Annotated in this window: 21 protein-coding genes; 13 read left to right on the top strand and 8 right to left on the bottom strand. The window is 61.2% G+C overall.

Features of this window, described 5'->3' with window-relative positions; translation table 11 throughout:
- Positions 1-32: 32 nt before the first annotated feature.
- The 4 genes from WCL58_RS03305 to bla all read left to right on the top strand — a co-directional run bounded on the left by WCL58_RS03305 (position 33) and on the right by bla (position 3,120).
- A complete protein-coding gene (locus WCL58_RS03305) occupies positions 33-1,043 on the top strand; it encodes a LacI family DNA-binding transcriptional regulator (protein WP_336850493.1) in 1,011 nt (336 codons plus the stop codon).
- Positions 1,044-1,082: 39 nt separating this feature from the next.
- Positions 1,083-1,595 (top strand): hypothetical protein, encoded by a 513-nt coding sequence (locus WCL58_RS03300; RefSeq protein ID WP_060418879.1) that lies wholly within the window; start codon positions 1,083-1,085, stop codon positions 1,593-1,595.
- 85 nt (positions 1,596-1,680) lie between these two features.
- Positions 1,681-2,061, top strand: coding sequence for a nuclear transport factor 2 family protein (locus WCL58_RS03295; protein WP_060439932.1), 381 nt, complete (start codon positions 1,681-1,683; stop codon positions 2,059-2,061).
- A gap of 201 nt (positions 2,062-2,262) precedes the next feature.
- On the top strand, positions 2,263-3,120 hold the full coding sequence (gene bla, locus WCL58_RS03290) for a class A beta-lactamase (protein ID WP_070914323.1): 858 nt from the start codon (positions 2,263-2,265) through the stop codon (positions 3,118-3,120).
- A gap of 176 nt (positions 3,121-3,296) precedes the next feature.
- Here the strand turns inward: bla and WCL58_RS03285 are convergent, their stop codons facing one another.
- Positions 3,297-3,530: a GrpB family protein gene (locus WCL58_RS03285; RefSeq protein WP_157800469.1), complete on the bottom strand. Its 234-nt coding sequence runs from the start codon at positions 3,528-3,530 to the stop codon at positions 3,297-3,299.
- 138 nt (positions 3,531-3,668) lie between these two features.
- Positions 3,669-3,908 (bottom strand): hypothetical protein, encoded by a 240-nt coding sequence (locus WCL58_RS03280; RefSeq protein ID WP_157800467.1) that lies wholly within the window; start codon positions 3,906-3,908, stop codon positions 3,669-3,671.
- Positions 3,909-4,029: 121 nt separating this feature from the next.
- Between WCL58_RS03280 and WCL58_RS03275 the strand changes: the two genes are divergently transcribed.
- On the top strand, positions 4,030-4,407 hold the full coding sequence (locus WCL58_RS03275) for a VOC family protein (protein WP_060418875.1): 378 nt from the start codon (positions 4,030-4,032) through the stop codon (positions 4,405-4,407).
- An 85-nt stretch (positions 4,408-4,492) separates the two neighbouring features.
- Here the strand turns inward: WCL58_RS03275 and WCL58_RS03270 are convergent, their stop codons facing one another.
- Positions 4,493-4,951, bottom strand: a complete 459-nt coding sequence (locus tag WCL58_RS03270; protein WP_048233970.1) for a YbaK/EbsC family protein — start codon at positions 4,949-4,951, stop codon at positions 4,493-4,495.
- Between the two features lie 168 nt (positions 4,952-5,119).
- Between WCL58_RS03270 and WCL58_RS03265 the strand changes: the two genes are divergently transcribed.
- Positions 5,120-5,545, top strand: a complete 426-nt coding sequence (locus tag WCL58_RS03265; RefSeq protein WP_336850488.1) for a DUF2231 domain-containing protein — start codon at positions 5,120-5,122, stop codon at positions 5,543-5,545.
- A 10-nt stretch (positions 5,546-5,555) separates the two neighbouring features.
- Entirely contained in the window at positions 5,556-6,857 is a 1,302-nt protein-coding gene (locus WCL58_RS03260; RefSeq protein ID WP_336850486.1) for a PQQ-dependent sugar dehydrogenase, read from the top strand.
- Positions 6,858-6,898: 41 nt separating this feature from the next.
- Here WCL58_RS03260 and WCL58_RS03255 read toward each other — a convergent pair whose 3' ends face one another.
- Positions 6,899-7,507 carry a class I SAM-dependent DNA methyltransferase gene (locus WCL58_RS03255; RefSeq protein WP_060418869.1) on the bottom strand — a complete coding sequence of 203 codons (609 nt, stop codon included), beginning with the start codon at positions 7,505-7,507 and terminating at the stop codon, positions 6,899-6,901.
- Positions 7,508-7,737: 230 nt separating this feature from the next.
- Between WCL58_RS03255 and WCL58_RS03250 the strand changes: the two genes are divergently transcribed.
- From WCL58_RS03250 to WCL58_RS03235, 4 genes are all read left to right on the top strand, one after another.
- The gene (locus WCL58_RS03250; protein WP_336850485.1) at positions 7,738-8,139 is read left to right on the top strand and encodes a DUF2946 domain-containing protein; all 402 of its coding nucleotides are present in this window, start codon (positions 7,738-7,740) and stop codon (positions 8,137-8,139) included.
- Between the two features lie 224 nt (positions 8,140-8,363).
- Positions 8,364-10,430, top strand: a complete 2,067-nt coding sequence (locus tag WCL58_RS03245) for a TonB-dependent copper receptor (protein WP_443004955.1) — start codon at positions 8,364-8,366, stop codon at positions 10,428-10,430.
- A 141-nt stretch (positions 10,431-10,571) separates the two neighbouring features.
- Positions 10,572-10,733 (top strand): hypothetical protein, encoded by a 162-nt coding sequence (locus WCL58_RS03240; RefSeq protein ID WP_162838235.1) that lies wholly within the window; start codon positions 10,572-10,574, stop codon positions 10,731-10,733.
- Between the two features lie 110 nt (positions 10,734-10,843).
- Entirely contained in the window at positions 10,844-11,323 is a 480-nt protein-coding gene (locus WCL58_RS03235; RefSeq protein WP_336850484.1) for a GNAT family N-acetyltransferase, read from the top strand.
- A 13-nt stretch (positions 11,324-11,336) separates the two neighbouring features.
- Here the strand turns inward: WCL58_RS03235 and WCL58_RS03230 are convergent, their stop codons facing one another.
- Complete coding sequence (locus WCL58_RS03230; RefSeq protein WP_060418861.1) at positions 11,337-12,230, bottom strand: LysR family transcriptional regulator; 894 nt, start codon at positions 12,228-12,230, stop codon at positions 11,337-11,339.
- Positions 12,231-12,314: 84 nt separating this feature from the next.
- Between WCL58_RS03230 and WCL58_RS03225 the strand changes: the two genes are divergently transcribed.
- Positions 12,315-13,091, top strand: a complete 777-nt coding sequence (locus WCL58_RS03225; protein WP_336850482.1) for an NAD(P)H-dependent oxidoreductase — start codon at positions 12,315-12,317, stop codon at positions 13,089-13,091.
- A gap of 37 nt (positions 13,092-13,128) precedes the next feature.
- On the opposite strand, the gene WCL58_RS03220 is transcribed toward WCL58_RS03225, so the two are convergent.
- On the bottom strand, positions 13,129-13,683 hold the full coding sequence (locus WCL58_RS03220) for an NAD(P)H-dependent oxidoreductase (protein WP_336850480.1): 555 nt from the start codon (positions 13,681-13,683) through the stop codon (positions 13,129-13,131).
- A 104-nt stretch (positions 13,684-13,787) separates the two neighbouring features.
- On the opposite strand from WCL58_RS03220, the gene WCL58_RS03215 reads away from it, so the two are divergent.
- Positions 13,788-14,147, top strand: a complete 360-nt coding sequence (locus tag WCL58_RS03215) for a winged helix-turn-helix transcriptional regulator (RefSeq protein ID WP_025302868.1) — start codon at positions 13,788-13,790, stop codon at positions 14,145-14,147.
- A gap of 4 nt (positions 14,148-14,151) precedes the next feature.
- Here WCL58_RS03215 and entS read toward each other — a convergent pair whose 3' ends face one another.
- Complete coding sequence (gene entS / locus WCL58_RS03210) at positions 14,152-15,435, bottom strand: enterobactin transporter EntS (RefSeq protein WP_336850479.1); 1,284 nt, start codon at positions 15,433-15,435, stop codon at positions 14,152-14,154.
- Between the two features lie 60 nt (positions 15,436-15,495).
- Positions 15,496-24,006 carry an amino acid adenylation domain-containing protein gene (locus WCL58_RS03205; protein WP_336850477.1) on the bottom strand — a complete coding sequence of 2,837 codons (8,511 nt, stop codon included), beginning with the start codon at positions 24,004-24,006 and terminating at the stop codon, positions 15,496-15,498.
- Between the last annotated feature and the right edge of the window lie 31 nt (positions 24,007-24,037).

Here is a 24,037-nt window from a genome sequence, read left to right as displayed (position 1 = left end):
TTGACTTCATCGAAGCCGGGATCGACGCAACCATGATAAAACACCACAAAGCCACCGCCAGCGACGTCGCCGAAAAGGCCGGCGTCTCTAAATGGACGGTATCGCGCGCCTTTACGCCCGGCGCGTCGATCTCGGACAGCGCGCGTGAAAGCGTACTGGCGGCGGCGGCCGAGTTGGGCTATCGGCCAAACCTGCTGGCGCGCAGCCTGTCGCAAAAACGCACGCAAATCATCGGCGTGGCCATCGACGAGATGAAGAACCCGCATTCGATGATGATGCTCGATATGGTCACCAAACAGCTGCAAACCCGCGGCTATATGGCGCTGCTGCTGAACATCACCGCCGGGGAAAACTACCGGGCGGTGATGGCGATGGCCGATCAGCTGCAGGTCGATGGCATTTTGTTCCTGGCGACGGTGTTAACCCAAGAGTGGGCGGCGATCGCGCAAGACCTGCATCAGATCCCGCTGGTGCAGGTGTGCCGCAATACGGAAAGTGAACACATTGATGTGGTCAATATCGACGGTTACCGCGCCGGCGAAGAGATCGCTGAGTTGCTGATAGAACAAGGGCATCGGCGCTTTGGCTACATGAAGGGGCCGGACACGCAAAGCAGCCATTTGCTGCGCATGGAAGGCTACCGCGACAAACTGATGGCTGCCGGCTTTCAGTTGGATCGGGTGCTCACCGCCGGCCACTACGATCGCCAACGCGGTTTCCAGCTGATGAGCGAATACCTGCAGGCAACGCCGGAAAGCGAGCGGGTTGAGGCGCTGTTCTGCGAGAACGACGTGTTGGCGCTGGGGGCGCTCGAAGCGCTCAGGCAAACGGCGCCGTCGTCCGCGATGGCCGTGGTCGGTTTCGACGATATCGATGAAGCCGGCTCAGCCAATTGGGCGCTGACCAGCTACAGCCAACGCATCGACCGGCTGGTCGAGGAGGCTTTGAATCGCCTGATCGACAATCGCGCCACGGCAGACGGCGCCTGGCGGCACGGAGAGTTGCGGGTTCGGCGGTCGCATTTGGCTGGGAAACCGGCGTAAGGATTTCTTTTTGTGTGACAATGTCACTATTGAGGCTTGATGAGAGCACATCGAGATAGAAAGAAAAAACTCTATAGAAGAGAAAGCGTGACATCCAGAGGGCCCATAGCCAGCGGTGGTGAGTACCGCTGGGAACGGCATAGCAAACAGCTGGATGATGAGCAGTTGCCGCTGCGTGAAAGCATGCATGGGCGGATACAACATGGCATGGATTACACGCCGCTATTTCAATTTTTGCTCAGTAAAGTGGGCCAACCCTGGAGTGAAGTGCACAGCGAAGCGGTTAGTCGGTTGGATAAAGAAGCACCTATTTTTTACCTGGTGGCGCTGCACCGTAAAAACTGGCAGAGCTATGTCTGCTGTGGTGAGTCGAGCTATTACAGCGGGCTATGCATAGATGAGCACGGGATACTGCAGAAAGTGAACCCGGCATTCACCGCAGAAGATGTGCCGGTGAGATGCCGCTGTTGTACCTATACGTTCAACGGGGAACTGGTGCCCGTCACGGAAAAAAACTGGCAAAAACCCTATGAGAAGGAATCCTGGGAATAGTCAGGTTTCACGAGTGTCATTCAGATGTAGATTGACTGCCGAAGTTTGCCAGATTTCACGTAGCGCGATCAAAAAGGAGGGCATTTTGACCCATTTTGCACAGTGGCTTAGCCAAATTCAGGCGCTTGAGGTTGAACTGCACCAGCCAACAACGCGCTGCGATCCGAAACATGTCGCGGCATTGTTGCATGAAGACTTTGAAGAGATTGGTCGTTCAGGCCTACGTTATGACAAATGCCAAACCGTTGCGGCGCTGGAGATGGAAACGGATTATCAGCCAATTTTCGCCGAAGGTTTTAAGCTGGCGAAAATCAGTGAAGGCGCCGTGTTGCTAACGTACAAAAGTTTTCAGCGTGATGCGCAGGGCCGCGCCGTTCGTTGCACTGAACGCTCATCGATTTGGCTGCTGACGGAAAAGGCGGGTTGGCAGATGCGCTTTCATCAAGGTACGCCGGCAGAGGATTGAGCAGAGTTTAAAAAGCTGATCGAATGGAGTCATTTAACTCACGCTATAAGTTTTTCTATAGGCTACTAAAAATTATCATCATTTGTTAACCATAAAAAATAAAATATAATCATGAGGAAAAACAAAACCCTGCATAAATTAAACCTTATATTTATGCTGGAATAATTTCATTATATAAACATTGACTATAAAAGGTTTGCTATGAAATTGCGACTTACAATATTTGCCACATTGGTATTAAGCATGCCTATGGCACCCTCTGCTTTTGCTTTGACTTTACAAGATCAAGTTAAACAGTACGAAAAAGAGGGCTGGAAGGTAGGGTTGTCAATTCTATCTTCAGATGATAAAACGATTTCTATAAATGGAAACCAACGCTTTCCTTTAGATAGCACAGTTAAATCAATTGCTTGTGCCAATGTCCTGGCAAAGGTTGATGCAAAGAAGCTTTCATTAAATCATTCTATGGTAGTGACTGAAAAAAATATTGTGACCTATTCACCCGTTGCTAAAGATTATATGAACAAGCCATTTACGCTTGAGCAAGCTTGCAAAGCGGCCAATGAATACAGTGATAATACAGCAGCTAATTTTGCTATTTTTTCGGGTGGAGGACCAGAAGCTCTGACCGAATTTATGAGATCTATAGGAGATACGGTTACTCGCTCTGACCGATATGAGCCAGAATTGACGGTCAATCCCGTGGATGATTTGCGAGATACAACGACTCCTGATGCGATGAGCAAGAGTATCAAGAAAATTTTGACCGGCGAAGTTCTCAGCGATGCATCAAAAGCGCAATTGAAAGAATGGATGGTCAATAACAAAGTCGCTGATAATATGCTTAGAGCGTCTCTTCCTAAAGGATGGAAAATCGCCGATAGGTCAGGTGCAAGTGATTATGGTGTCAGAGGGATAACGTCGATGGTCTGGTCAAATAATCATGATCCTGTATTCATCAGCATCTATGTGAGAAAAGCGGATACCTCTTTGGATGAACGCTCAGCGGTGATCCGTACTTTAGGTTCGCATATATTTGACGAATACCTTAGCCACTAAGAGGATAGTAGTAAGAGGTTAGGGGTTCTATGGAAGAGCCCCGATAAGCAGCAGAGAGTTACGTACTCAGGAAAGCTCCACGCCATGGCGGTTAGCATTCATCAGGTTTAATTTAACATAATATACATTATGCGCACCAAGGTGGTGATATGTGGATTCTGCCGTCCGGGCCTGATTCATGGGCTTTCTCCTGTGGCTAGCCATGCCGGCGCCGGCTGCTCATGCCGCTGAACTAATTCGTTTTTCAACCGGCCATAAGCCGCCGGGTTTTGCCGACGGTCTTCTGCTGCCTGGTGTTTGTGTTGCTCAGCAATACCATGATGCTTGCGCAGAAAATCTCTGAACGCCAACTGTTTGATCGCCTGTTCACTTGCTGCAGCAACGCCTGCCAGTAATGCTGTTCTCGCCACGCGGCGTAGATCTCATATCATGCATCTTGTCATTCACACCATCCAACGCCGCCAGGCTTTCAATCTCCAGCAAGATATCAATCGTTGGTTTGGCACTGCTGTACTACCGATATGATGAATTGCCGTTAATACGCCAGCCTACATCTCGCGTAGTTTCAACGCTTCATCTTGATAACGTTCCAGCCACTGCGTCTCATAGCCCTCGACCATGATGCTGCGTGCGCCATTTCCCGTTTCAGTAATGATGACCGGACATGATTTTCTAAGGCGCATACCTGCCGATATTGGCCAGAAATCCCCTGCTTTTTTGATCGCGCTACGTGAAATCTGATAAAACGTGGCGGCTAAGATACTGCAGATTTCTCCCAAACGCGTCACTTAAACGGGCACTATTTGTATGCTAAATACGCATTGGCGTGCGTTTGTATCGCTTTCGGCGCCCACCACGGCGTTGGCTATACTGAATGGGAATATTCTTCCATGCTCCAGGAGCCTCTCCATGTTTGACCATGTGAAATTTGGCGTCAGCGACTTTGCCCTTAGCAAAGCGTTTTTCCTCAATGCGCTGGCGCCGCTGGGCGTAAAGATCGTTGCCGAAGGCGAGCCCGGCTATGGCGTCGAACTTTGTCCCGATCGGGGTAACGTGTCATTGTGCCTGTTTCAAACCGATGAAAAGCCGGCACACCTGCACCTGGCATTTGCCGCAAGCAGCCGTGAACAGGTCGATGCGTTCTACCACGCTGCGCTAAATGCCGGCGGCATAGACAATGGCGCACCCGGTTTACGGCCCAATTACCATGCCCACTACTATGCGGCATTTGTGATCGCCCCGGATGGCCACAATATCGAAGCGGTTTGCCATAACCCGATGAGCTAGTGATTTTTCCAGTTAAAACAGTATATTAATCACGAGTTAACACATTGAATTTAACATAATGCAATTGTGACGCCGTCACTTAACGTTACCCCGTCACGTCAATCCACTCTGCTCCGGTGATGCTGGCCAGGCGTTGTGGCGCAATTCTCACGCCTGAGTTATCGCTGCCACCTGCCGGAAGCACTTCACCGTAGCTGCACAGGCTGCGATCGCAGTAAATTCTCACCGCTGCCGGTGCGGCAAAGGGGCAAACGCCACCGGGCGGATAGCCGGTCAGCGCCTCCACTTCCTCCGCCGGCAGCATGCGCGCCTTTACGCCGAAGAATTGTTTGTACTTCTTGTTGTCGATTCTGGCGGTTCCCGCCATCACCAACAGCACCACGCCATCGTTCACGCGAAACGACAGCGTCTTGGCGATCTGTCCGCTCTCCACGCCAAAGGCTTCCGCCGCCAGCGCCACCGTGGCGGTATTCTTTGTGAGCACCGTCACCGCCGTTTCCGGGGCGTGCTCGGCCAGAAATCGCTGAACGCGCTCTATACTCATGCCCTTTCTCCCGATGTTGCTAAGCCATTGATAATGCCGCAGTGAGGGTTCAGGTTTTAACATCGCATGCTAAAAATGAGAATCAAAATTGTTCAAATCGGTGAATCTGAACAAAGCTTTAAGGGGCCTACGCCTTTTTTACCTATCATTTTTCATGGAGATACCTGCATGACAACGCAAACCACAGCAAGGCCTTCAGCGGCCGCGGTGGCCGTCTATGAATGGCTCAATCCGCTCCCCTACGGATTTTTCACCGCGGCGCTGATTTTCGACATCATCTATGACTGCACGGCGAATATTCAGTGGGTCAATGGTGCCAGCTGGCTGATCGCCATCGGCCTGGTTTTTGCCATTATTCCCCGGCTGATTAACCTGGTTCAGGTGTGGTTCGGTAGCGGCCGGCTGCAGGGCTCACCGGTCAAGCTCCATTTCTGGTTGAATCTGATCGCCATCGTTCTCGCCATCATTAACGCTTTCGTGCATAGCCGGGATGCGTATGCCGTGGTGCCGCAAGGCCTGGTGCTGTCTGCGATCGTGGTCGCGCTGCTGAGCCTCGCCAACATTCTGCTGGCCGTGGGCGCCCGCGCAAAATAAGGAGGTTTTCATGAGGCTATCATCCACCGCGATTGCGCTTTCCGCCGTGCTGGCGCTGGCCGGCTGCGATAACAGCGCCGTCATTTCGCCGGAACAACAAATGGGGCCGGATCCGATGTTGCCGGCGGCGCAAGACTTCCTGATGCCGCCGATGCAGGTGCCAAAGGGCGTCGGCTGGCAACAGAACCAGATGCCGAAAGTGGCCGAGGGTTTGAAAATCGATAAGGTGGCGGACGGTTTGCTGCATCCGCGCCAGCTGCTTACACTGCCGAATGGCGATGTCCTGGTGGTGGAAGCCAACGGGCCGGGTACGGAGGCGGTGAGCACGCCCAAGCAGCTGATCGCCGGGCTGGTGAAAGGCCAGTCCGGTAAAGGGGGCAAAGGCGGTAACCGCATCACCCTGCTGCGTCCAACCGTCGACGGTAGCTGGGAAAAGCATGTTTTCCTCGAGGGGCTCGATTCCCCGTTCGGCGTCCAGCTGATTGGCAACACCCTGTACGTGGCCAACACCGGCAACATCATGCAGTACGCCTATCAGCCGGGCGAAACGCGCATCAGCGATGCGGGTAAAGAGCTGGCCGATCTGCCGGACACCATCAACCACCACTGGACCAAGGCCCTGCTGGCCAGCCCGGACGGTAAAAAGCTGTATGTCGGCGTCGGTTCCAACAGCAACATCACCGAAAACGGCCTGGCCGTAGAGTACCGGCGCGCCGCCGTGCTGGAAGTGGACACCGCCTCTGGCGCCAGCCGCGTCTTCGCCAGCGGCCTGCGCAACCCAACCGGGCTGCAGTGGGAACCGCACAGCGGCAAGCTGTGGGCCATCGTCAACGAGCGTGACGAAATCGGCGCCGATCTGGTGCCGGACTACCTGACCTCGGTGCAGGACGGCGGCTTCTACGGCTGGCCTTACAGCTATTTCGGCCAGCACGTCGATCGGCGGGTGCAGCCGGCGCGGCCGGACCGGGTGGCGAAAGCCATCAAGCCGGACTACGCCCTCAGCTCGCACGTCGCGCCGCTGGGGCTGCTGTTCTATACCGCGAACGTACTGCCGGCCGAGTATCGCGGCGGCGCCTTTGTCAGTGAGCACGGCAGCTGGGATCGCTCGCCGCTGAACGGCTACCGGGTCAGCTACGTGGCGTTTGAGCAAGGCAAACCGGTCGGCAAACTCAAAGCGGTGGTCACCGGCTTTGTCTCCGACGACGAGAAGAAACTTTATGGCGCACCGGTAGGATTAACGGTCGACAAGGCCGGCGCCCTGCTGATTGCGGATGACGTGGGCAACACCGTTTGGCGCGTCAGCGCTCAATAACGTTAACGGGCAGGTTCTTGGGGGATCTGCCCGTGACATTGTCACTCAACACCCTGCGCCAACCAGACCGTTCTTCCCCCGCAGGCGGGATCTTCCACCACATGGTCGACCACGCGGAAGCCGTTCTCCTGCAATAAACGTCTGTACTCCTCCGGCGCCAGGCTGGCGTGAAACAGCGGCTGGCCTTCGAAGCTGCCGATCGCCACGCCGTCGGCTGGGCCGCTGGTGAACATCAGTGCGGCGTGCGGCCCGGCATGCCGTCTGAACAGCGGAAACATGCGGCGCTGATCGTTGCGCGCCAGATGAAAGAAGCTGTCCCAGGCCAGCAGGCCGTCGAACTTCGTCGCCAAATCCAGCTGGCGCATATCCATTTGTCGCCACTCCTGCTGAGGAAAACGCTGCCGGCAGCGCGCGATCATCGCCTGCGCACCGTCGACGCCGGTGACCCGATACCCCTGTTCGATAAAATAGGCGGCGATCGGCGCGCCATTGCCGCAGCCGAGATCCAGCAGCCGCGCATTGGCCGGGGTGAGCTGCAAAAAGCGATCGAGCCACGGCCGTTCAAACAGCGTGGTGGGTCTGAGGCGTTCCCAGGCGGCGGCATGTTCGTCATAAAGTGGGATAATGGTGCTCGCCAGTTTTTCCGTCATTAATATTGTCCCCGTCACGTGATTGGCGCAAAAAAAATAGCCTTTGGTCAGAATTAAAGCGCTTATTCGATAATATATTCATCAACAGACCGTTGACCAGAAATAAAAGGTTTTAACATTTCGACATAAACCAGTACAATTCCCTACCCTGTGTTAACCCTTTTTTTAGGTTGATTGTGTCGTTAATTCAGCGCTCTGCATCGCGACATCGGGCCGCCGCCTGGTTAGGGATGTTTGCCATTCTGATGTTGTTCATTGCGCCGGTGGTCTCGCGATCCCTGGAGCATGTACGCGCCGGAAGTGCTGGGACGACCGTCATGGCGGATTGCGGCATGGAGATGCCGATGCATCACGGGATGCACTCGCCGCCGCCTGAGCCTGAAAAAGCCGCACAGCCGCTGATGCAGCACGGCGGCGGCCATCACAACATGGCGATGATGATGGACGACAGCGCCTGCGGCTACTGCGTGCTGTTGCTGCACGCGCCGCTGCTGGACGTGAGCCACGCCCCGCTGTTCTGGTCCCAGTCGCTGGCTTCGCGCCCGCCGCCGATTCACTATCTCGTTCCCCTGTTTGCCCACATCGTTCACACCGAATTACAGCCGCGCGCGCCCCCCGTCTCTTTCCTCTGATTTAACAATAAGCCCATTGCCGTTCTCTGTATTGCCGTTGATCGCTTCAACCCGGCGGAATTAATTCGCCCAACGGTTAATCACCGAGACGACATTATTAATCCGGTTATTTCCACGTTGATGGAATTAACCCCGTATTTTCCGATGGTGATTTTCGCCAGGCCGCCCCACGCCTGAATAATCCCACGGCCAAGAACGGAAAAGAGTTAGCTTAAGGAAAGATGATGTTTAAACCGACTTATAAAAAGAACGCCGTTACCCGCGCCATCACCACCGCCATGCCGCTGTTCCTGCTGGCCGGCCACGCGGCGCAGGCGCATCAGCACCCTACCGACGCACAGGTTAATGATGGCGACGTGATCACCGTCACCGCGCCGCTCTACTCCCCGTTGACCATCGTCACCTCGCCGAAAACCCCGCGCCAGCCGGTGCCGGCCAGCGACGGTTCGGACTACCTGAAAACCATCCCCGGCTTTTCGCAAATCCGCAACGGCGGCACCAACGGCGATCCGGTGTTCCGCGGCATGTTCGGTTCGCGGTTGAAGATCCTCACCGACGGTTCGGAAATGCTGGGCGCCTGCCCATCGCGGATGGATGCGCCGACCTCTTACATCTCGCCGGAAAGCTTCGATCTGTTGACCATCACCAAGGGGCCGCAGACGGTGCTGTGGGGGCCGGGATCGTCGGCGGGCACGGTGCGTTTCGAGCGCGAGCGCCCGCGCTTCGACAAGCCGGGCATCAAGGGCAGCGCCAGCGTACTGACCGGCTCCAACGGCCGCTGGGACGAGAATATCGACGCCAGCCTCGGTGCCGAACAAGGCTACCTGCGGGTGATGGCCAACAAATCCCGCTCCAACGACTATCAGGACGGAACGAATACGCGCGTGCCGTCACGCTGGGACAAGTGGAATGGCGATCTGGCGCTCGGCTGGACGCCGGGCAACGACACGCTGCTGGAAGTGACCATGGGCCGCGGCAACGGCGAAGCGCGCTATGCCGGCCGCAGCATGGACGGTTCGCAGTTCAAGCGCGAAAGCCTGGGCATGCGAGTGGAAAAATCCAACATCGGCGAGGTGCTGGATAAGCTGGAAGCGCAGGTCTACTACAACTACGCCAACCACGTGATGGACAACGTTACCCTGCGCTCGCCGGGCAGCGGCGGCATGGGTGGCCACGGGGGCCATGGCGCTATGAACATGGGCGGCCACGGCGGGCACATGATGTCCTCCGGCATGACGATGCAGCTCGATCGCCGCACCGTCGGCGGCCGCGTGATGGGCACCTGGCAGTGGCAGGACGTGAAGCTTGAAAGCGGCCTGGACACCCAAACCAACACCCATCGCAGCATGAGCCGCGGCAGCTGGGAAAAAGACGCCCAGTTCAACAGCTACGGCGCCTTCAGTGAACTGACCTGGTCCACCAGCGAACAGGATAAACTGATCGGCGGCGCGCGTCTTGACCGCACCCTGGTGGAGAATTTCCGCAGCGGCAGCGACGGGGAACGTTCGGATACCCTGCCGAGCGGCTTTATGCGTCTTGAGCATACGTTGGCCGACCTGCCGCTGATGCTGTATGCCGGCGTCGGTTATACCGAGCGCTTCCCGGATTATTGGGAGCTGTTCTCGCCGAAGCTCGGCCCGAACGGCAGCAAGGATCCGTTCTCCAGCGTCAAGAGCGAAAAAACCACGCAGCTCGACATCGGCGCGCAGTACAACGGCAAACGCTTCAACGGCTGGGTTTCCGCTTACGTGGGCCGCGTCGATGATTTCATCCTGTTCAAATACGATCCGCACAACGCGCGTCTCAGCCAGGCCGATAACGTCAACGCCAACATCATGGGCGGTGAAATGGGCATGGGTTACCAGCTGAGCGAGCACTGGAAAACCGACGCCAGCCTGGCCTACTCCTGGGGCAAAAACACCAGCGATGGCCGGCCGCTGCCGCAGATCCCGCCGCTGGAGGCGCGTCTGGGGCTCACCTATGAGTACGGCGACTGGAGCGGCACCGGCCTGTGGCGTTTGGTCAGCAGCCAACACCGCGTGGCGATCAACGAAGGCAACGTGGTAGGCAAAGACTTTTCCGAAAGCGCCGGCTTCGGCGTGCTTTCCGCCAACGCCGCCTACAAGGTGAATAAGAACGTCAAGCTGAGCGCCGGTCTGGATAACATCCTGAACAAGACCTACAGCGAACACCTCAACCTGGCGGGCAACAGCGCCTTCGGGTATTCGGCCAATAGCGCGGTGAATGAACCGGGCCGCACCCTGTGGGCCAAGGTTAACGTCACCTTCTAAACCGTACACCGGGCGATGGGCAACCGTCGCCCGGTCAGGCGATATGCGATCCGGTTCTTAGGATATGAGTTTTAAGTTTTTCCCATTCGGTTGAGCGGCGATTAGTATCACTCTCAATCTAATCAAGGATCCGGAGGGAATATGCAAAAGCTCACTCGTTTTCTGGCCCTGCTCGGCGAGCTGATGATTGAAAAAGCCGAAGACGCCGCGCCGCAGGCTGCTCAGCCTGACGATCGCGACGACGCGTTGCCGCCGCGCCTCGAACGTGGGGTTCCGCTGGCCGACCGCTTCCTGTTCATGTAATTCCCCTCACTGTCTTTTGGTCCGGCACGTTCCGATATTTCATTATCGGACGCCTGCGTCTATCTTCTTTCGATGGTTCCAGCCGATTCATCATAGGAGATAGCAACGCAATGAAGATCAGAACGGTAACCCCGCAAGACGCTGAAGCCCTGACGCAGTTATTGAATGACGTGATCGCCGCCGGCGGCACGACGGCGATAGAAACACCCCTCACCCCCGCCGAATTCAGCGAATGGTTCATCAGCGGCAGCAATGCGCTGAGCTGCCAGGTCGCGGAGGTGGATGGGCTGTTGGTGGGCTTCCAGGCGCTGAGCGCAGATGATGCCCTGCCGCCCGATACCGCAGATATTGCCACCTTCTCCCGCCTGTCGCCGAAGGTGCGCGGCGTCGGCAGTGCGTTGTTCCCTGCCACATTAGCGGCGGCGAAGTCGCACGGTTTCAAGCACATCAACGCCACCATTCGGGCGGATAACGTCGGTGGCCTCGCCTACTATCACAAAATGGGCTTTCGCGATTACGACCGTTTGCCGCAGGTGCCGCTCAGCGATGGCACGCCGATCGACAGAGTCAAAAAACGCTTCTCCCTTTAACCCACCAACCCGCTCACACTGAACGCACGATATGTTCGCGCAGCCACCGGTGAGCGGGATCCCGGTGCGATCGTTCGTGCCACAGCATGGTCATTTCAAAGCCCGGCACCGCCAGCGGCGGCTCGAGCCGTTGTAATAAAGGCTGGTTGCGCACCAGCCGCTCCGGCAGCATCGCCACCAAATCGGACTGCGTCAGCACCGAGATAACGAACAGAAAATGTGGCACGGAAAGCACCACCCGCCGCGTCAGCCCCACGTCCGCCAACGCCCTGTCGGTCATGCCATAGAACCCGCCGCCGTCCGGCGAGACCATCACCTGCTCCAATTGGCAAAATTGCGCCGGCGTCAGCCTGGCATGCAGCTTGGGGTGGCCGACCCGGCCCACCAGCACATAGCGTTCGCTAAACAGCGTGCGCTGCCGCAGGCCGGATGGCGCACCTTCTCGGGTATGAAATGCCAGGTCGATTTCCCCTTGCTCCGCCCGTTTGGCGAGGCGCGCCGGGGCGATCTCCAGCACCGCCAGCCGGGTGCCGGGCGCCGCCGTGCGTAAACCGTTCAGCGCCGGCAGCACGATGGTGGATTCGCCGTAGTCAAAGGCGGCCACGCGCCAGGTATCGGTCGCCACGGCGGGATCGAACGGCGTCGCCGGCGTCACCGCCAACTCGAGCGCTGCCAATGCCTGACGTAACGGTTCCCGCAGCTGTTCCGCTCTGGCGGTCGGACGCATGCCGCGCGGGCCGGGCAACAGCAGCGGATCGTCAAAGATCGCCCGCAGTTTGGCGAGATGCACACTGACCGCCGGCTGGGAGAAATTGAGCCGCTGTGCCGCGCGCGTGACGTTGTGCTCCGCCAGCAGCGCGTCGAGCGTCACCAGCAGGTTGAGATCCAGCCGCCTTAAATTATTCATAGTTATACCTGGAATAACGGTAATTCATTTCTAATATACCGACTAACGCCCTAACCTGCAGCTCTCACACCAAGGAGAGCTGTTATGAATGTGCTGATTGTTTACGCCCACCCGGAGCCGCTGTCGCTGACCGGCTCACTGAAAAACTTCGCCGTTGAACGCCTGACGCAGGCCGGCCATCAGGTACAGGTGTCCGACCTGTACGCCATGAAGTGGAAAGCGGCGCTCGACGCTGACGACAGTCTGGAAGGCCCGGCAACGGCTCGTTTCGATCCTTCGCTGGATTCGCAGCGCGCGTTCGCCAACGGCATACAGAGCGCCGATATCGAACGGGAGCAGCAAAAATTGCGCTGGGCGGACGCGGTGCTGCTGCAGTTTCCGCTGTGGTGGTTCTCGATGCCGGCGATCCTCAAAGGCTGGGTAGAGCGTGTCTATGCCTATGGTTTTGCCTACGGCGTGGGTGAGCATTCCGACACCCATTGGGGTGACCGTTACGGCGAGGGGACGCTGGCGGGCAAACGGGCGATGCTGATCGTCACCGCCGGCGGCTGGGAGTCTCATTACGCCCCGCGCGGCATCAACGGGCCGATCGACGATATCCTGTTCCCGATCCAGCACGGCATGCTGCACTACCCAGGGTTCGAGGTGCTGCCGCCGTTCGTCACCTACCGCGCCGGCAAAACCGATGAAGAACGCTTTGCCGCCCTGTGCGAGCAGCTCGGGCAGCGGCTGGATAATCTGCGGAACGCCGAGCCAATCCGCTTTCGGCGGCAGAACGCCGGTGACTATCTGATCCCGCAGCTGACGCTGAAAGCGCATCTCGCGCCGGGGCAAGACGGTTTCGGCGTTCACATCGAGTAGCCGGATGCGCACGCCCGGGCGCATCCGGGGCGCGGCGTTAATTCAGGGCGGCGAGAAATGCCTGGTAGCCTTGCGCGCTGCGATCCAATTCGTGGGATTGCAGCGGCTCCACCGTCCCGTCCGACGCGGCCTCCTTGCCGTAAAAGGCGAAGAACGAGGCATAGTCGGCCCGCACGTAGCCGGCGGTGACTTCAAACGGCCGGAAGATTTCCTCCAGCGAATAACGATAGCGCCCGTCGCGCGCATAATCCTCTGCACGCACCCCCGCCGTGACCGCCAACGCCAGCTTCTTGTTTTGCATCTTGTAGCCGCTGCGGGAACCGTAGGCCCAGCCGTAGGTGAGCACGTCGTCCAGCCATTTTTTCAGCAGCGGCGGGCTGCTGAACCAGAAAATCGGGAACTGCAGCACGAGGTTGTCATGGGCTTCAATCAGCCGCTGCTCTTGGGCGACGTCGATCTGCCAATCCGGATAGGCCTGATGCAGTTCGTGCACGGTATACCGCTCCGGATAGCGCCGCAGCTCCTCCAGCCAGCGTTTGTTGACCACCGAGTTCGCCATATCGGGATGGGTCACCACCACCAAGGTTTTCATATCGATTTCTCCAGTCAGGTGTCTATCGGCGCATCATAGGTTATGCTGGAACAATGTAAAATACGCACACTCGCGACACATACTTACCCTGGAGAAAGTACCTAATGACCGCCGAATCCCACTGCAGCCCAACGGGCATCAGCCTCGAAGACACCGGCTATGGCTATACGTTGTCGGTGATCAACGGCAAATATAAAATGATTATTCTCTACTGGCTGGCGTTGTATAAGCCGGTATTGCGGTTCAACGAGCTGCAGCGCTGCATCGGCACCATTTCGTACAAAACGCTGAGTTCGACGCTCAAAGAGCTGGAAAAAGATCGCCTGGTGGTGAGAAAGGAGTATCCGCAGATCCCGCCCAAGGTGGAGTACAGCCTGTCCGAGCGCGGGCGTTCGCTGATCCCGGTGATCGACATGATGTGCAACTGGGGGGAGCAGCACCGGCCGGAACAGCCGGTGCCGTGAGGGGTTAGTTGTCTGCCGCCGCTGAGGTTGCCGCAGCGGGCTCATCGTGCTCGACCAACGCGTCCGCCGGCCGGCACTGGCGCAGCGTGCGCACGCTGAAGGCCACCAGCACGCCGAGCACGGCGGCGAATGCGCCGAACGACAGCACGCTCATCAACGGAGTAAACACCCTGCCCAGTACGCCGAGCCCCAGCGCGCCGATCGAATCGCCGGTTACGTCCTGCGCGGTGCCGAGGCTGTTCACCCGCCCCAGCAGATGATCCGGTGTGTTGCTCTGGATCAGCATGAATTGCAGGAGCGAGGCGATGGCATTGGCGTAGCCGTAGCACACCAGCGCCAGCAGCGCCGGCGCCAGGTGGCTGAACAGCCCCAGCGAAGCGATAGCGGTAAACGCGACGATGGCGGCGACCAGGATCAGTACGCCGGGACGAGCGTATCGCCCCACCCAGCCGCTGGTCAGCGCGCCCAGCATCGCGCCGAGCGGCACCGCGGAATACATCAGGCCGATAGAGGACGCGCCGACGTGGTAAGCGTCCTGCGCCAGCGCCGGGAACAGCACCCTGACGGCGCCGACGATGCTCATCAGCATCCCCAGCAACACCACCGACCCCACCACCTTATTGCGCCAGACAAACTGGAAGCCGCTGGCGAGCGCGCGCAGCGGGTGTTCCGGCTCCTGCTGCTGCGGCAACAGCGTCGGCAGGCGCACCAGCGGGATCAGGGTGCCCAGCGTCCCGGCGGCGGCCACGGCGAACGCCAGCCCCACGCCGCCGAACACGATGATAATCCCGCCCAGCGCCGGCGCCAGGATCGCGCCGATGCGCACCGTCACCATACTCAAGGCCCCCGCCGCCGCCAGGTTTTCGCGCCCGACCAGCAGCGGGATCACCGCCATTAGCGCCGTCATGCCCAGCGCGCCGAAGAACCCGTCCCAGGCCGCCAGCAGGTAAAGTGCCCACAGCGACGGCGTCGGGGCGAAGGCGTTCAGACTCAGGGCGACAAAGCCCAGCCCGCAGGTGCCGCGCGCAAACAGGATCAGCTTGCGGCGATCGTAGCGATCGGCGAGCACGCCGCCCAGCATCAGGCCGATAAACATGCCCACCCCGTCCAGCGCCACCGCCACGCCCACCTGCAACGTGGAGCCGGTCATCGCCTGGATCTGGATCGGCACCCCCACCGCCAACATGCCGAGGGAAAACACCGACAGCATGCGGGCGCAGAAAATCGCGCGGAAATGCGCATTGCTTCTCAGCAAGCTGAAATCAAGAAAAAAAGAAGGTCTGGCCATAGTGTCCTGCATATCATGTTTTAGTACGGGCCGGGACGCACGCCCCCCGGCCCGGTTGCGTTATACCAACCCGTATTGCCGCGTCAGCAGCTGGTGCAATAGTGGGCCGAGCGTCTCCAGCGAAGCCGGCGACAGAATGTCCGCGTGTTCGCAGCGCTGGTGATGACAGATCAGCCCATCCAGATACGGCGCCCACACGGCGTCGATATCCATCTCCGGCGGCAGCGTCTGGTCGGCGACAAACAGCGTTGCCGTGCCGTGGAAACGCCGGCTGCGCGCCTGGGACAGAATGCGCACCGCGTCGCGGTAGTTGGCGACGATGCTGTCGAACATCGCCGCCTTCTCCGCCATCAGCGCCGGATCGCCATGATCTTCCGCCATAAACTCGGCCTGCTCCTGCGCCACCTCTTTCTGCGCCTCCTCCTCGCTGGGGCCGGTCCAATCCTGGCCTTCCGGCGGATAGGTATCCAGCATCCCAAGGAACGCCACCTCTTCGCCCTGCTGCTGCAGGCGCGCGGCCATCGAATGCGCCAGCGTGCCGCCGAGCGAATAGCCCAGCAGGTAGTAAGGCCCCTGTGGCTGCAGGCGGCGCAGATTAGCGAGATGACGATCGACCATCTGCTCGATATCCTCGCAGGTGGCGATGGCGCCGTCCGGTCTTGGCGACTGCAGCCCGATGATGGGGTAGCTCCCCGGCAGATAACGGCTCAGCCCCGAGTACTGCCAGGCGAAACCGGAAGCGGGATGCAGGCAGAACAGCGCCGGGCCTTGGCCGGCCCGCAGCTGCAGGCATTCGCCGACGCCGCGGCTCTCGGCCGAGTTGGCCGCCTGCGCGTCATCGAGCAGGTGCGCCATCTTCTCCAGGCTGCGGGCGAACATGATCTGCCCGACGCTCAATGGCCGAGGCACGCGGCGACGCAACTCCGCCGCCAGACGCATCGCCAGCAGCGAATGGCCGCCCAGCACGAAGAAGTCGTCGTCGGCATACACCGTCTCGCGCCCCAGCAGTTCCCCGAACAGCGCCGCCAGCAGGCGTTCGCTGTCGCCCTGCGGCGCACGCCCGGCTTGCAGGGCCAGCTGCGGCCGTGGCAACGCCTTGCGATCCAGCTTGCCGCTGGCGCTGAGCGGGAAGCGGTCGGTCATGACATAGCTGACCGGCATCATGTGCGCCGGCAAACGCTGCTCCAGCGCCTGATGCAGCTCGGCGGTATCCAGCGTCACGCTCGGTTGGGCGATCAGCCAGGCGACCAGCTGGCGCATATCGGCGCCGCCTAGCCCCGTCGCGCCCTCGCCCAGCTCGATGGCGTGCACTGCCGCTTGCGCTACCCCCGGCTGCGCCAGCAGCGCCTGCTCGATTTCGCCCAGCTCGATGCGTTGGCCGCGGATCTTCAGCTGATCGTCGCTGCGCCCCAAATACTCGACGCTGCCGTCTTCCAGCCAGCGGGCGATATCGCCGGTGCGATACATGCGCGCGCCGTTGCCGGCGGGATCGGCGACAAACCGCTGCGCCGTCAGCCCCGGCCGATGCAGATAGCCATCGGCCAGCTGGATGCCGCGCAGGTAGAGATCGCCGGCGCAGCCGACGGGCACCGGCCGCAGCATGGCGTCGAGAATGCTCAACTGGGTGTTCCAGACCGGTTTGCCGATCGGCACGCCGGCGCCGTTCACCGCCGCCAATGCCGCGCCGGACGCCGGTTGGTAGGTGACATCGACCGCCGCCTCCGTCGGGCCATACAGGTTGTGCAGCGGCGCGGTAACCAACGCCTGATAGCGGGAAGCCAGTTCACACGACAGCGCTTCGCCGCTGCAGAACACGCGTTTCAAGCTGGCGGCGGCGCGCTGTGGCGCCCGTTCGTTCAGCGCCTCCACCCAGATAGCCAACATGGACGGAACGAAATGCAGCGTGGTCACGCCATAGTTGTCGATCAATGTCGTCAGCGCCTGCGGATCGCGGTGCGCCTCCGGCGGCGCCATCACCAGGCGTGCGCCGACCATCAGCGGCCAGAAGAATTCCCAGACGGAAACGTCGAAGCTGCACGGCGTTTTTTGCAATACCACGTCCTGCGCATCGAGCGCATACTCGTGCTGCATCCAGAACAGGCGATTGACGATCGCCCGGTGGTTCACCACCACGCCTTTCGGCCGCCCGGTAGAGCCGGAGGTATACAGCACGTAGGCGGGATAATCGCCGTTCCCCGCCGGTTGGCGCGGCGCCGGTTCGCGCCCGCTCTCGTCCAGCGCATCGAACAGCAGCGTCGGCGCCAGCGCGGCGAAGCGGGCGTCCAACGCGCTTTCGGTGATAATCAGCCGCGGCTTGGCGTCCTCCACCATGTAGGCCAGCCGCTCGTCCGGGTAGCCGGTGTCCAGCGGCAACCAGGCGGCGCCGGTCTGCACAATCGCCGTCAGCGCCAGGCTGAGGCGCACGGAGCGCGGCAACGCCACCGCGACGATATCCCCCGGCTGAATGCCGGCCGCCGTCAGCCGCTCGGCCAGCAGCGCGGCCTGGCACTGCATGTCACGGTAGCTGAGACTGTGCCCGGCATCCTGCAGCGCGATGCGTTCCGGCGTGCGCCGCGCTTGATCGGCGATCGCCTGATGCAAGGTGGTGTCCGCCACCGCCTGCCCGGTGCGGTTGACCGCCGCGATCAGCGCCTGCTCCTGCGGGGTTTGCAACTGCCAGCGCGGCAGCGGCAGATCCGGCTGGGCGATCCACTGTTGCAGCAGCGCCATCAGCCGCGCGGCGAAGCGCTCAGGCTGCGGCACCGAGGCGCGGTACTCCATCAGCAGGCGCAGACGTTCGCCCGGCAGCACCAGCAGCGTCAGCGGATAGTGGGTATAGCCTTTGTTGCGGATGGCGTCGCAGCGCAGCGATCCTGTGCCGCCCAGCAGAGCGTCGTTGTCCGGGTAGTTCTCCACCACCAACAGCGTATCGAACAGCGTGCCCGCCCCGGCCAGGTGCTGAATTTCCCCCAACCCCAAATCGTCGTGCTCCAGCAGTTCAATCTGCCGGTGCTGCAGGTCGGTCAACTGCTCCGTCAACGAACGATCGTGCTGCAGACGAACCCGCACCGGCAGCGTGTTGCTGAACAGGCCGACGTGTTCCTCGATCCCTTCTATCTGGCCAAAACGGCCGGAAACCGGCGAGCCGAACACCACGTCCTGCTGGCCGCAACAGCTGGCCAGCTGCAATGCCCAAATGCCCTGCATTACGGTATTGAGCGTCAACCCGCGTTCGCGGCACAGGGTCAGCAAGCGCCTTTCCTCGGCCGGCGGCAGCGTCATTTCCAGCTCATGCACGCGTTCGTCCTGCGTTTCACCGAACAGCAACGTCGGGCGCACGTCCTGCAGCGTCTCGCGCCACAGGCGGCGCGAGGCTTCGGCATCCCGCGCGGTCAGGCGGCGCACGATATCGGCATAGTTCGAACGCAGCGGCGGCAACGCCTGCTCGCCTTCACGCAGGGCCAGCATCAGATCGTTGAGCACCACCGGCGTCGACCAGCCGTCGACGATCAGGTGGTGCGCGTTAAGGAACAGCGTGTAGCGTTCGCTATCGCCGTGTTTGACCCACAGCGCATGCAGCATCGCGCCCGGCTGCTTGAACAGATCGCGCTGCAGTTCCTGCTGCTCCAGCCGGTGCAGTGCCTGCGCTTCTTGTTCTTCCGTCAGCGGCGGCAGCGCGTGGCTGTCCAGCGGCCAATGGCTTTGCTGCGGTATCAGCTGCAGCGGCTCGCCCTCGCGGTTGAATCGGGCGGCCAATTGCGGATGGCGGCGGATCACCGCATCCAGCGCCTGCTGGAGTTGATGCGCGTCCAGTTCGCCGCAGAGGCTCAGGCGCGTCAGCGAGTTATAGCTGCCGCCCTGCTGCGCCGTCTGCGCATGGAACAGCAGGCCGTGTTGCAGCGGCAACAGCGGCAGCGCCGCGGTTAACGGCCCGCACTCCCGCTCCCAGGCGCGCACCGCCTCATCGTCGGCGCCCGGCTGGGCGATCTCGGCCGCCACCAACGTCGCCGCCGCGCGTTCGGGATGCCGTTCGGCAAACTCGCACAGTGAGCGCACCGCTTGCTCGATGCCGCTGTGCAGCTGCGCAATGTCGCTCTCGCTGAAAATCGCCTCCAGCCAGCTCCAGTTGATCGCCAGGCAGGGGCCGTCGCGCCGTTCCTCGACAAAGATGTTCACTTCCAGCCCGTAAGACAGCACCTGCTGCGCATCCTGCGCCACGGCGAAGGCGTCGCGGAAGCGGGTTTGGCTGCGCTGCGGCGTCCAGTGCCCCTCATCCTGGCTGAAGCGCCCGAGGTAGTTGAATAAAATCTCCGGGGCGTTGCGCTGCGCCAGCGCCGCCAGATCGTCACGCTGCGGATGCAGATAACGCAGCTGGCCGTAACCGACGCCGCGATCGGCCACCGCTCGCGTCGCCCGTTTCACCGCGCGCACGGCCTCATTGTGCTCGGCGTCATGCAGTTCGATGCGCAGCGGATACTCCGCCGTCAGCCAGCCGACGGTGCGGGCCAGATCGAGGCCGTCGTCCAGTTCGGCGCGGCCGTGCGACTCCAGAGAGAAACGCAGCGAAGCGGCCTGGAAACGGCGGCGGCAGGCCTGAGCCAGCGCGCACAGCATGATCTCTTCAACCTGGGCGCGATAATCCTGCGGCAATGTGCCGAGCAGCGCGGCGGTCAACCGGCTGTCGAGCAGCGTGCGCCGCTCGCTCACCGAGGCGATGCGATCGGTCTGCGGTTCCAGCGCGCGCCGGCCCAAACGCGGCACGCCGTCCGCCAGCATTTGCCGCCAGAACGGCAGCTCGGCTTCCCGGCGTTCCACGTCGGCGCGTAAACGCGCGGACCACTCATAGAGCGAGGTTTCTTCCGGCGGCAGCGTGATCGGCCGCCCCTGCATGGCGCTGTCGGCCACTTGCCGCAGCTCCTCGAGCAGGATGCGCCAGGAAACGCCGTCGACCACCAGGTGGTGGATCGCCAGCACCAGCCCCAGGCTCTGCCCGTCGCGCTGCAACAGGATCGCCTGCATCATGGCGCCGGCCGCCGGATCGAGATGCTCAAGTGCGGCGTCGAAAGCCTGTTCCGCCGCCGGCTCCAGTTCGCCGGATACGGCCTGAACCTGCATGAACTCAGCGCTAGCGGCTTCTTCAACCACCAACCGGCCATCGCGGATCCTGGCGCCCAGCGCCGGGTGCGCCGCGCGCAGCTGGTCCAACGCATCACGCAGCTGTTCCGGCTGCAGCTCGGCAGGCACGCGCAGGAAAACGCCGTGCGCAAAGCGGCGATGCATATCGCCCGTTTCGGCGAACCAGTGCAGGATCGGCAGCCCGTCGATCGGGCCTTGCTGCACGCTGCGTGAGGCCTGAGAGTCTACGACCAGCGGCTGCATCGCCTGCGCCATGCGCGCGGGGGTGTGCAGCGCGAAGATCTCGCGCGGCCGCAGCAGATAGCCGTTGCGCCGCAGGGCGGTGCCCAGCCCCATCGCCGAGATGCTGTCGCCGCCGAGCGCGAAGAAATCGTCGTCGGCGCCGACGCGATCCATCCCCAACAGGTGGGCCATCGCGCAGCAAATCAGCCTTTCCTGCTCGGTGGCCGGTTCGCGAATGCTTTGCGCCAGCGTCTCCTGCGGTTTGGGCAGCGCCTGGCGGTCAATCTTGCCGTTGACGTTGAGCGGCAGCTCCGGCATCACCACCAGGATCGCCGGCACCATATAATCCGGCAGACGCTGCGCCAGCTGCTCCAGCAGCTCGTTTTGCAGCACCGGCGAGGCACGGCGCGCGTCATCCTGCACCGAGCAGTAGCCGATCAGGCGATAGGTAGCGCCGATCGGCTCGGCGATCACCACCGCTCGCCCCACGTCCGGCAAGGCGGCCAAGGCGCTTTCCACCTCACCCAGCTCGACGCGGAAGCCGCGCACCTTGATTTGGTGATCGGTCCGGCCAATGAACACCAGCTGGCCCTCCGCGCTCCAGCGCATCAGATCGCCGCTGCGGTACATCACCTCGCCTTCGGCGAACGGGTTGGCGACAAAGCGCGCCGCCGTCAGATCCGGGCGCCGCAGGTAACCGCGTGCAATGCCTTTGCCGGAAATGTACAGCTCGCCCGCCGCGCCGATCGGCACCGGCTGCAGGCGGCTGTCGAGCAGCCAAACTGAGGTATTGGCGAGGGGACGGCCGATCACCGGCTGGTCTGCGGCCGTCACCGGCGCGCCGAGGGTATCGACGGTGTATTCGGACGGGCCATAATAGTTGTGGATCTCCACCTCCGGATGCTGCTGCATCAGGTTCCACAGCGTCGGCGTCGCCGCCTCGCCGCCGATCATCACGAACGACGGCAGCGGGAACTGCCCCTTCAGCAGGCCGCAGTCCACCAGTTGCGAGAAGAACGACGGCGTGATGTCCAGCAGATCGATCGGCGTCTGTTGGGTTTGTTCCAGCAGCGCCCAGGGGTCGCGGCGCAGCTCCTCATCGAAGATAACCAGTTCGCTGCCCATCATCATGCAGAACAGCGGTTCCCAGGATGAGTCGAAAGAAAACGAGGCGGTATGGCCGGCGCGCAAGCGGCGCGCGTGGCGAGCCTGGAATTTTTCGATCGCCGGGCCGAACAGAGAGGCCTGGTGCGACAGGAACAGGTTCAGCAGCCCGCGGTGGGTGGACATGACGCCCTTGGGTTTGCCGGTCGAGCCGGAGGTGTAAATCATGTAGGCGAGATGCGCCTCGCTCAGCGGCACGCGCCGCTCGGCATCCGTTATCGGCGTGCCCTCGGCGGCCGCGCAGCGCGCCAGGCACGGGGCGTCGTCCAGGCACAATACCTGCGGCAGATCCGGCATGTTGGCCCGCGTGGCGCGGTGGGTCAGCAACATCACCGGCCGCGCGTCGTCGCACATCAGCACCAAACGTTCACGCGGATAGTCCAGATCGAGCGGCATATAGGCTGCGCCGCTGGCCAGCACGCCGAACAGCGCGACCAGCGTGTCCACCGAGCGCGGAATCCCGATGGCGACCACGTCTTCGGCGCCGATGCCGCTTTCGATCAGCACTCGCCCCAGCTGCATCACCCGTTCGGAAAGCTGCCGGTAGCTGAGGCGCACGTCGCCGCAGGCCACCGCCAACGCCTCGGGCTGGCGCTCAACCTGGCGCTGGAACGCATCCATGATCGAGACCATGCCCGCCGGCGGCGCCAGCTCTGCGCCACGCCCCCAGGCCGCGAGTTGACGCAGCTCCCCTTCGCCGATCAACGCCAGTTGACCGTGCGGTTGATGCGGCTGCCGCGCCAGCTGCTGCAGCCAATGGCCGATGCGCTCCGCGTGATGATGCAAGGTGCGCGGCGAGTATTTGGCCGGGTTGGCGACCAAAGACAGCGTCAGCACGCCGCTTCGAAAACCGATCTCAAACTCCAGATCGTCGACCGGCCCCATCGCCAGCGTATGGGTGACGGCCGCCTGACCGTCGAACGACAAGGCGCCGTGGTAGACCTTGACGTTGACCACCGGGCCATACAGTTCCTGATGGCCGCCGACCAGGCCGAGATCGCGTTTGATCTGCTCCGCCTCATAGCGTTGATGGCGGCGCGCCTGCTTGATCTCCGCCACGGTGGCCTGGCAGACGTCCGCCAGCGACAGATCCGGCGTCACGTTAAGCAGCAGCGGCAGCACGTTGACCACCGGGCCGACCGCCGCCAGCGCCTGCGACCCCATCCGGCGCATGAAAGGAAAACCGATTGAGAAGCGGGTTTCGCCGCTCATGCGCGCCAGATACATCGCCAGCGCAGCCGTGACGATATCGGCCGGTTGCAGCGACTGCAGCGCATCATCGCGCCGCGCTTCGTCAAACAGCGATTCAGGCAGCACCAGCGCCTGTTTGAGCGGCTGGGCGCCCGGTTCAACCTCCCGGTTTTCCGTCGATAACGACAGCGGCGACGGCAAATCGCGCAGATGCTGGCGCCAGAATTCGGCCGCCCGCTCACGTGCGGGCGACGTTTGCCATTGCTGAAACTCTTCCACCACCTTGCCGAACGGGGTAAACGGCGAGGCCGCCGGCGCCAGCCCGTGGCGCAGCGCGCGATAGAGATCGGCGATCCGGCGGGTGATGGCTTCGAAGCTGAAGCCGTCCAGGGTCAGATGATGAAAGCGCTGGTACCAGAACCAGCGATCGGCGCTGACGCGGATCACCATATGGCGATAAAGCGGCCGCTCGCCGTCTGCCGGCAGATCCTGCGCCAGATCGTCGTTCATCAGCGCCAGCGCCGCCTGTTCGGCGTCCGGCCGTGCGCTGAAATCGAGCCACTCCGGCGCCTGCACGCGTGCGGGGTCGGCTATCAGCGGCAAACGCTGCACCGGCTGGCCGTCCTGCGCCTCAAAGAATCGCGCCTGAACCGTATCCGCTTCGGCCAGCCCTTGACGGATGGCGCGCTCCAACGACGAACGATCGATAGCGCCGTGCAGTTCGGTGTAGTGCGCCACGGCGAAGCCGTTGCGGCGCAGCGCGATTTGGTCGGCGATCCAGATCCCCGGTTGCGCTGCAACCAGCGGATACTCCCGATACTCGACCTGAGTATCCGGCAAAGAAAGCGTTTCTGACATGGTGTCTGTCCTTTTCCTCAAACGGAATGTA

Source organism: Serratia sp. TMDUHS_CL, from assembly GCF_037137105.1.
GTDB classification, from domain to species: Bacteria; Pseudomonadota; Gammaproteobacteria; order Enterobacterales; family Enterobacteriaceae; genus Serratia; species Serratia nevei.
The sequence above is the reverse complement of the archived record's forward strand: the minus strand, read 5'-3'. Positions and strand labels throughout refer to the sequence as shown.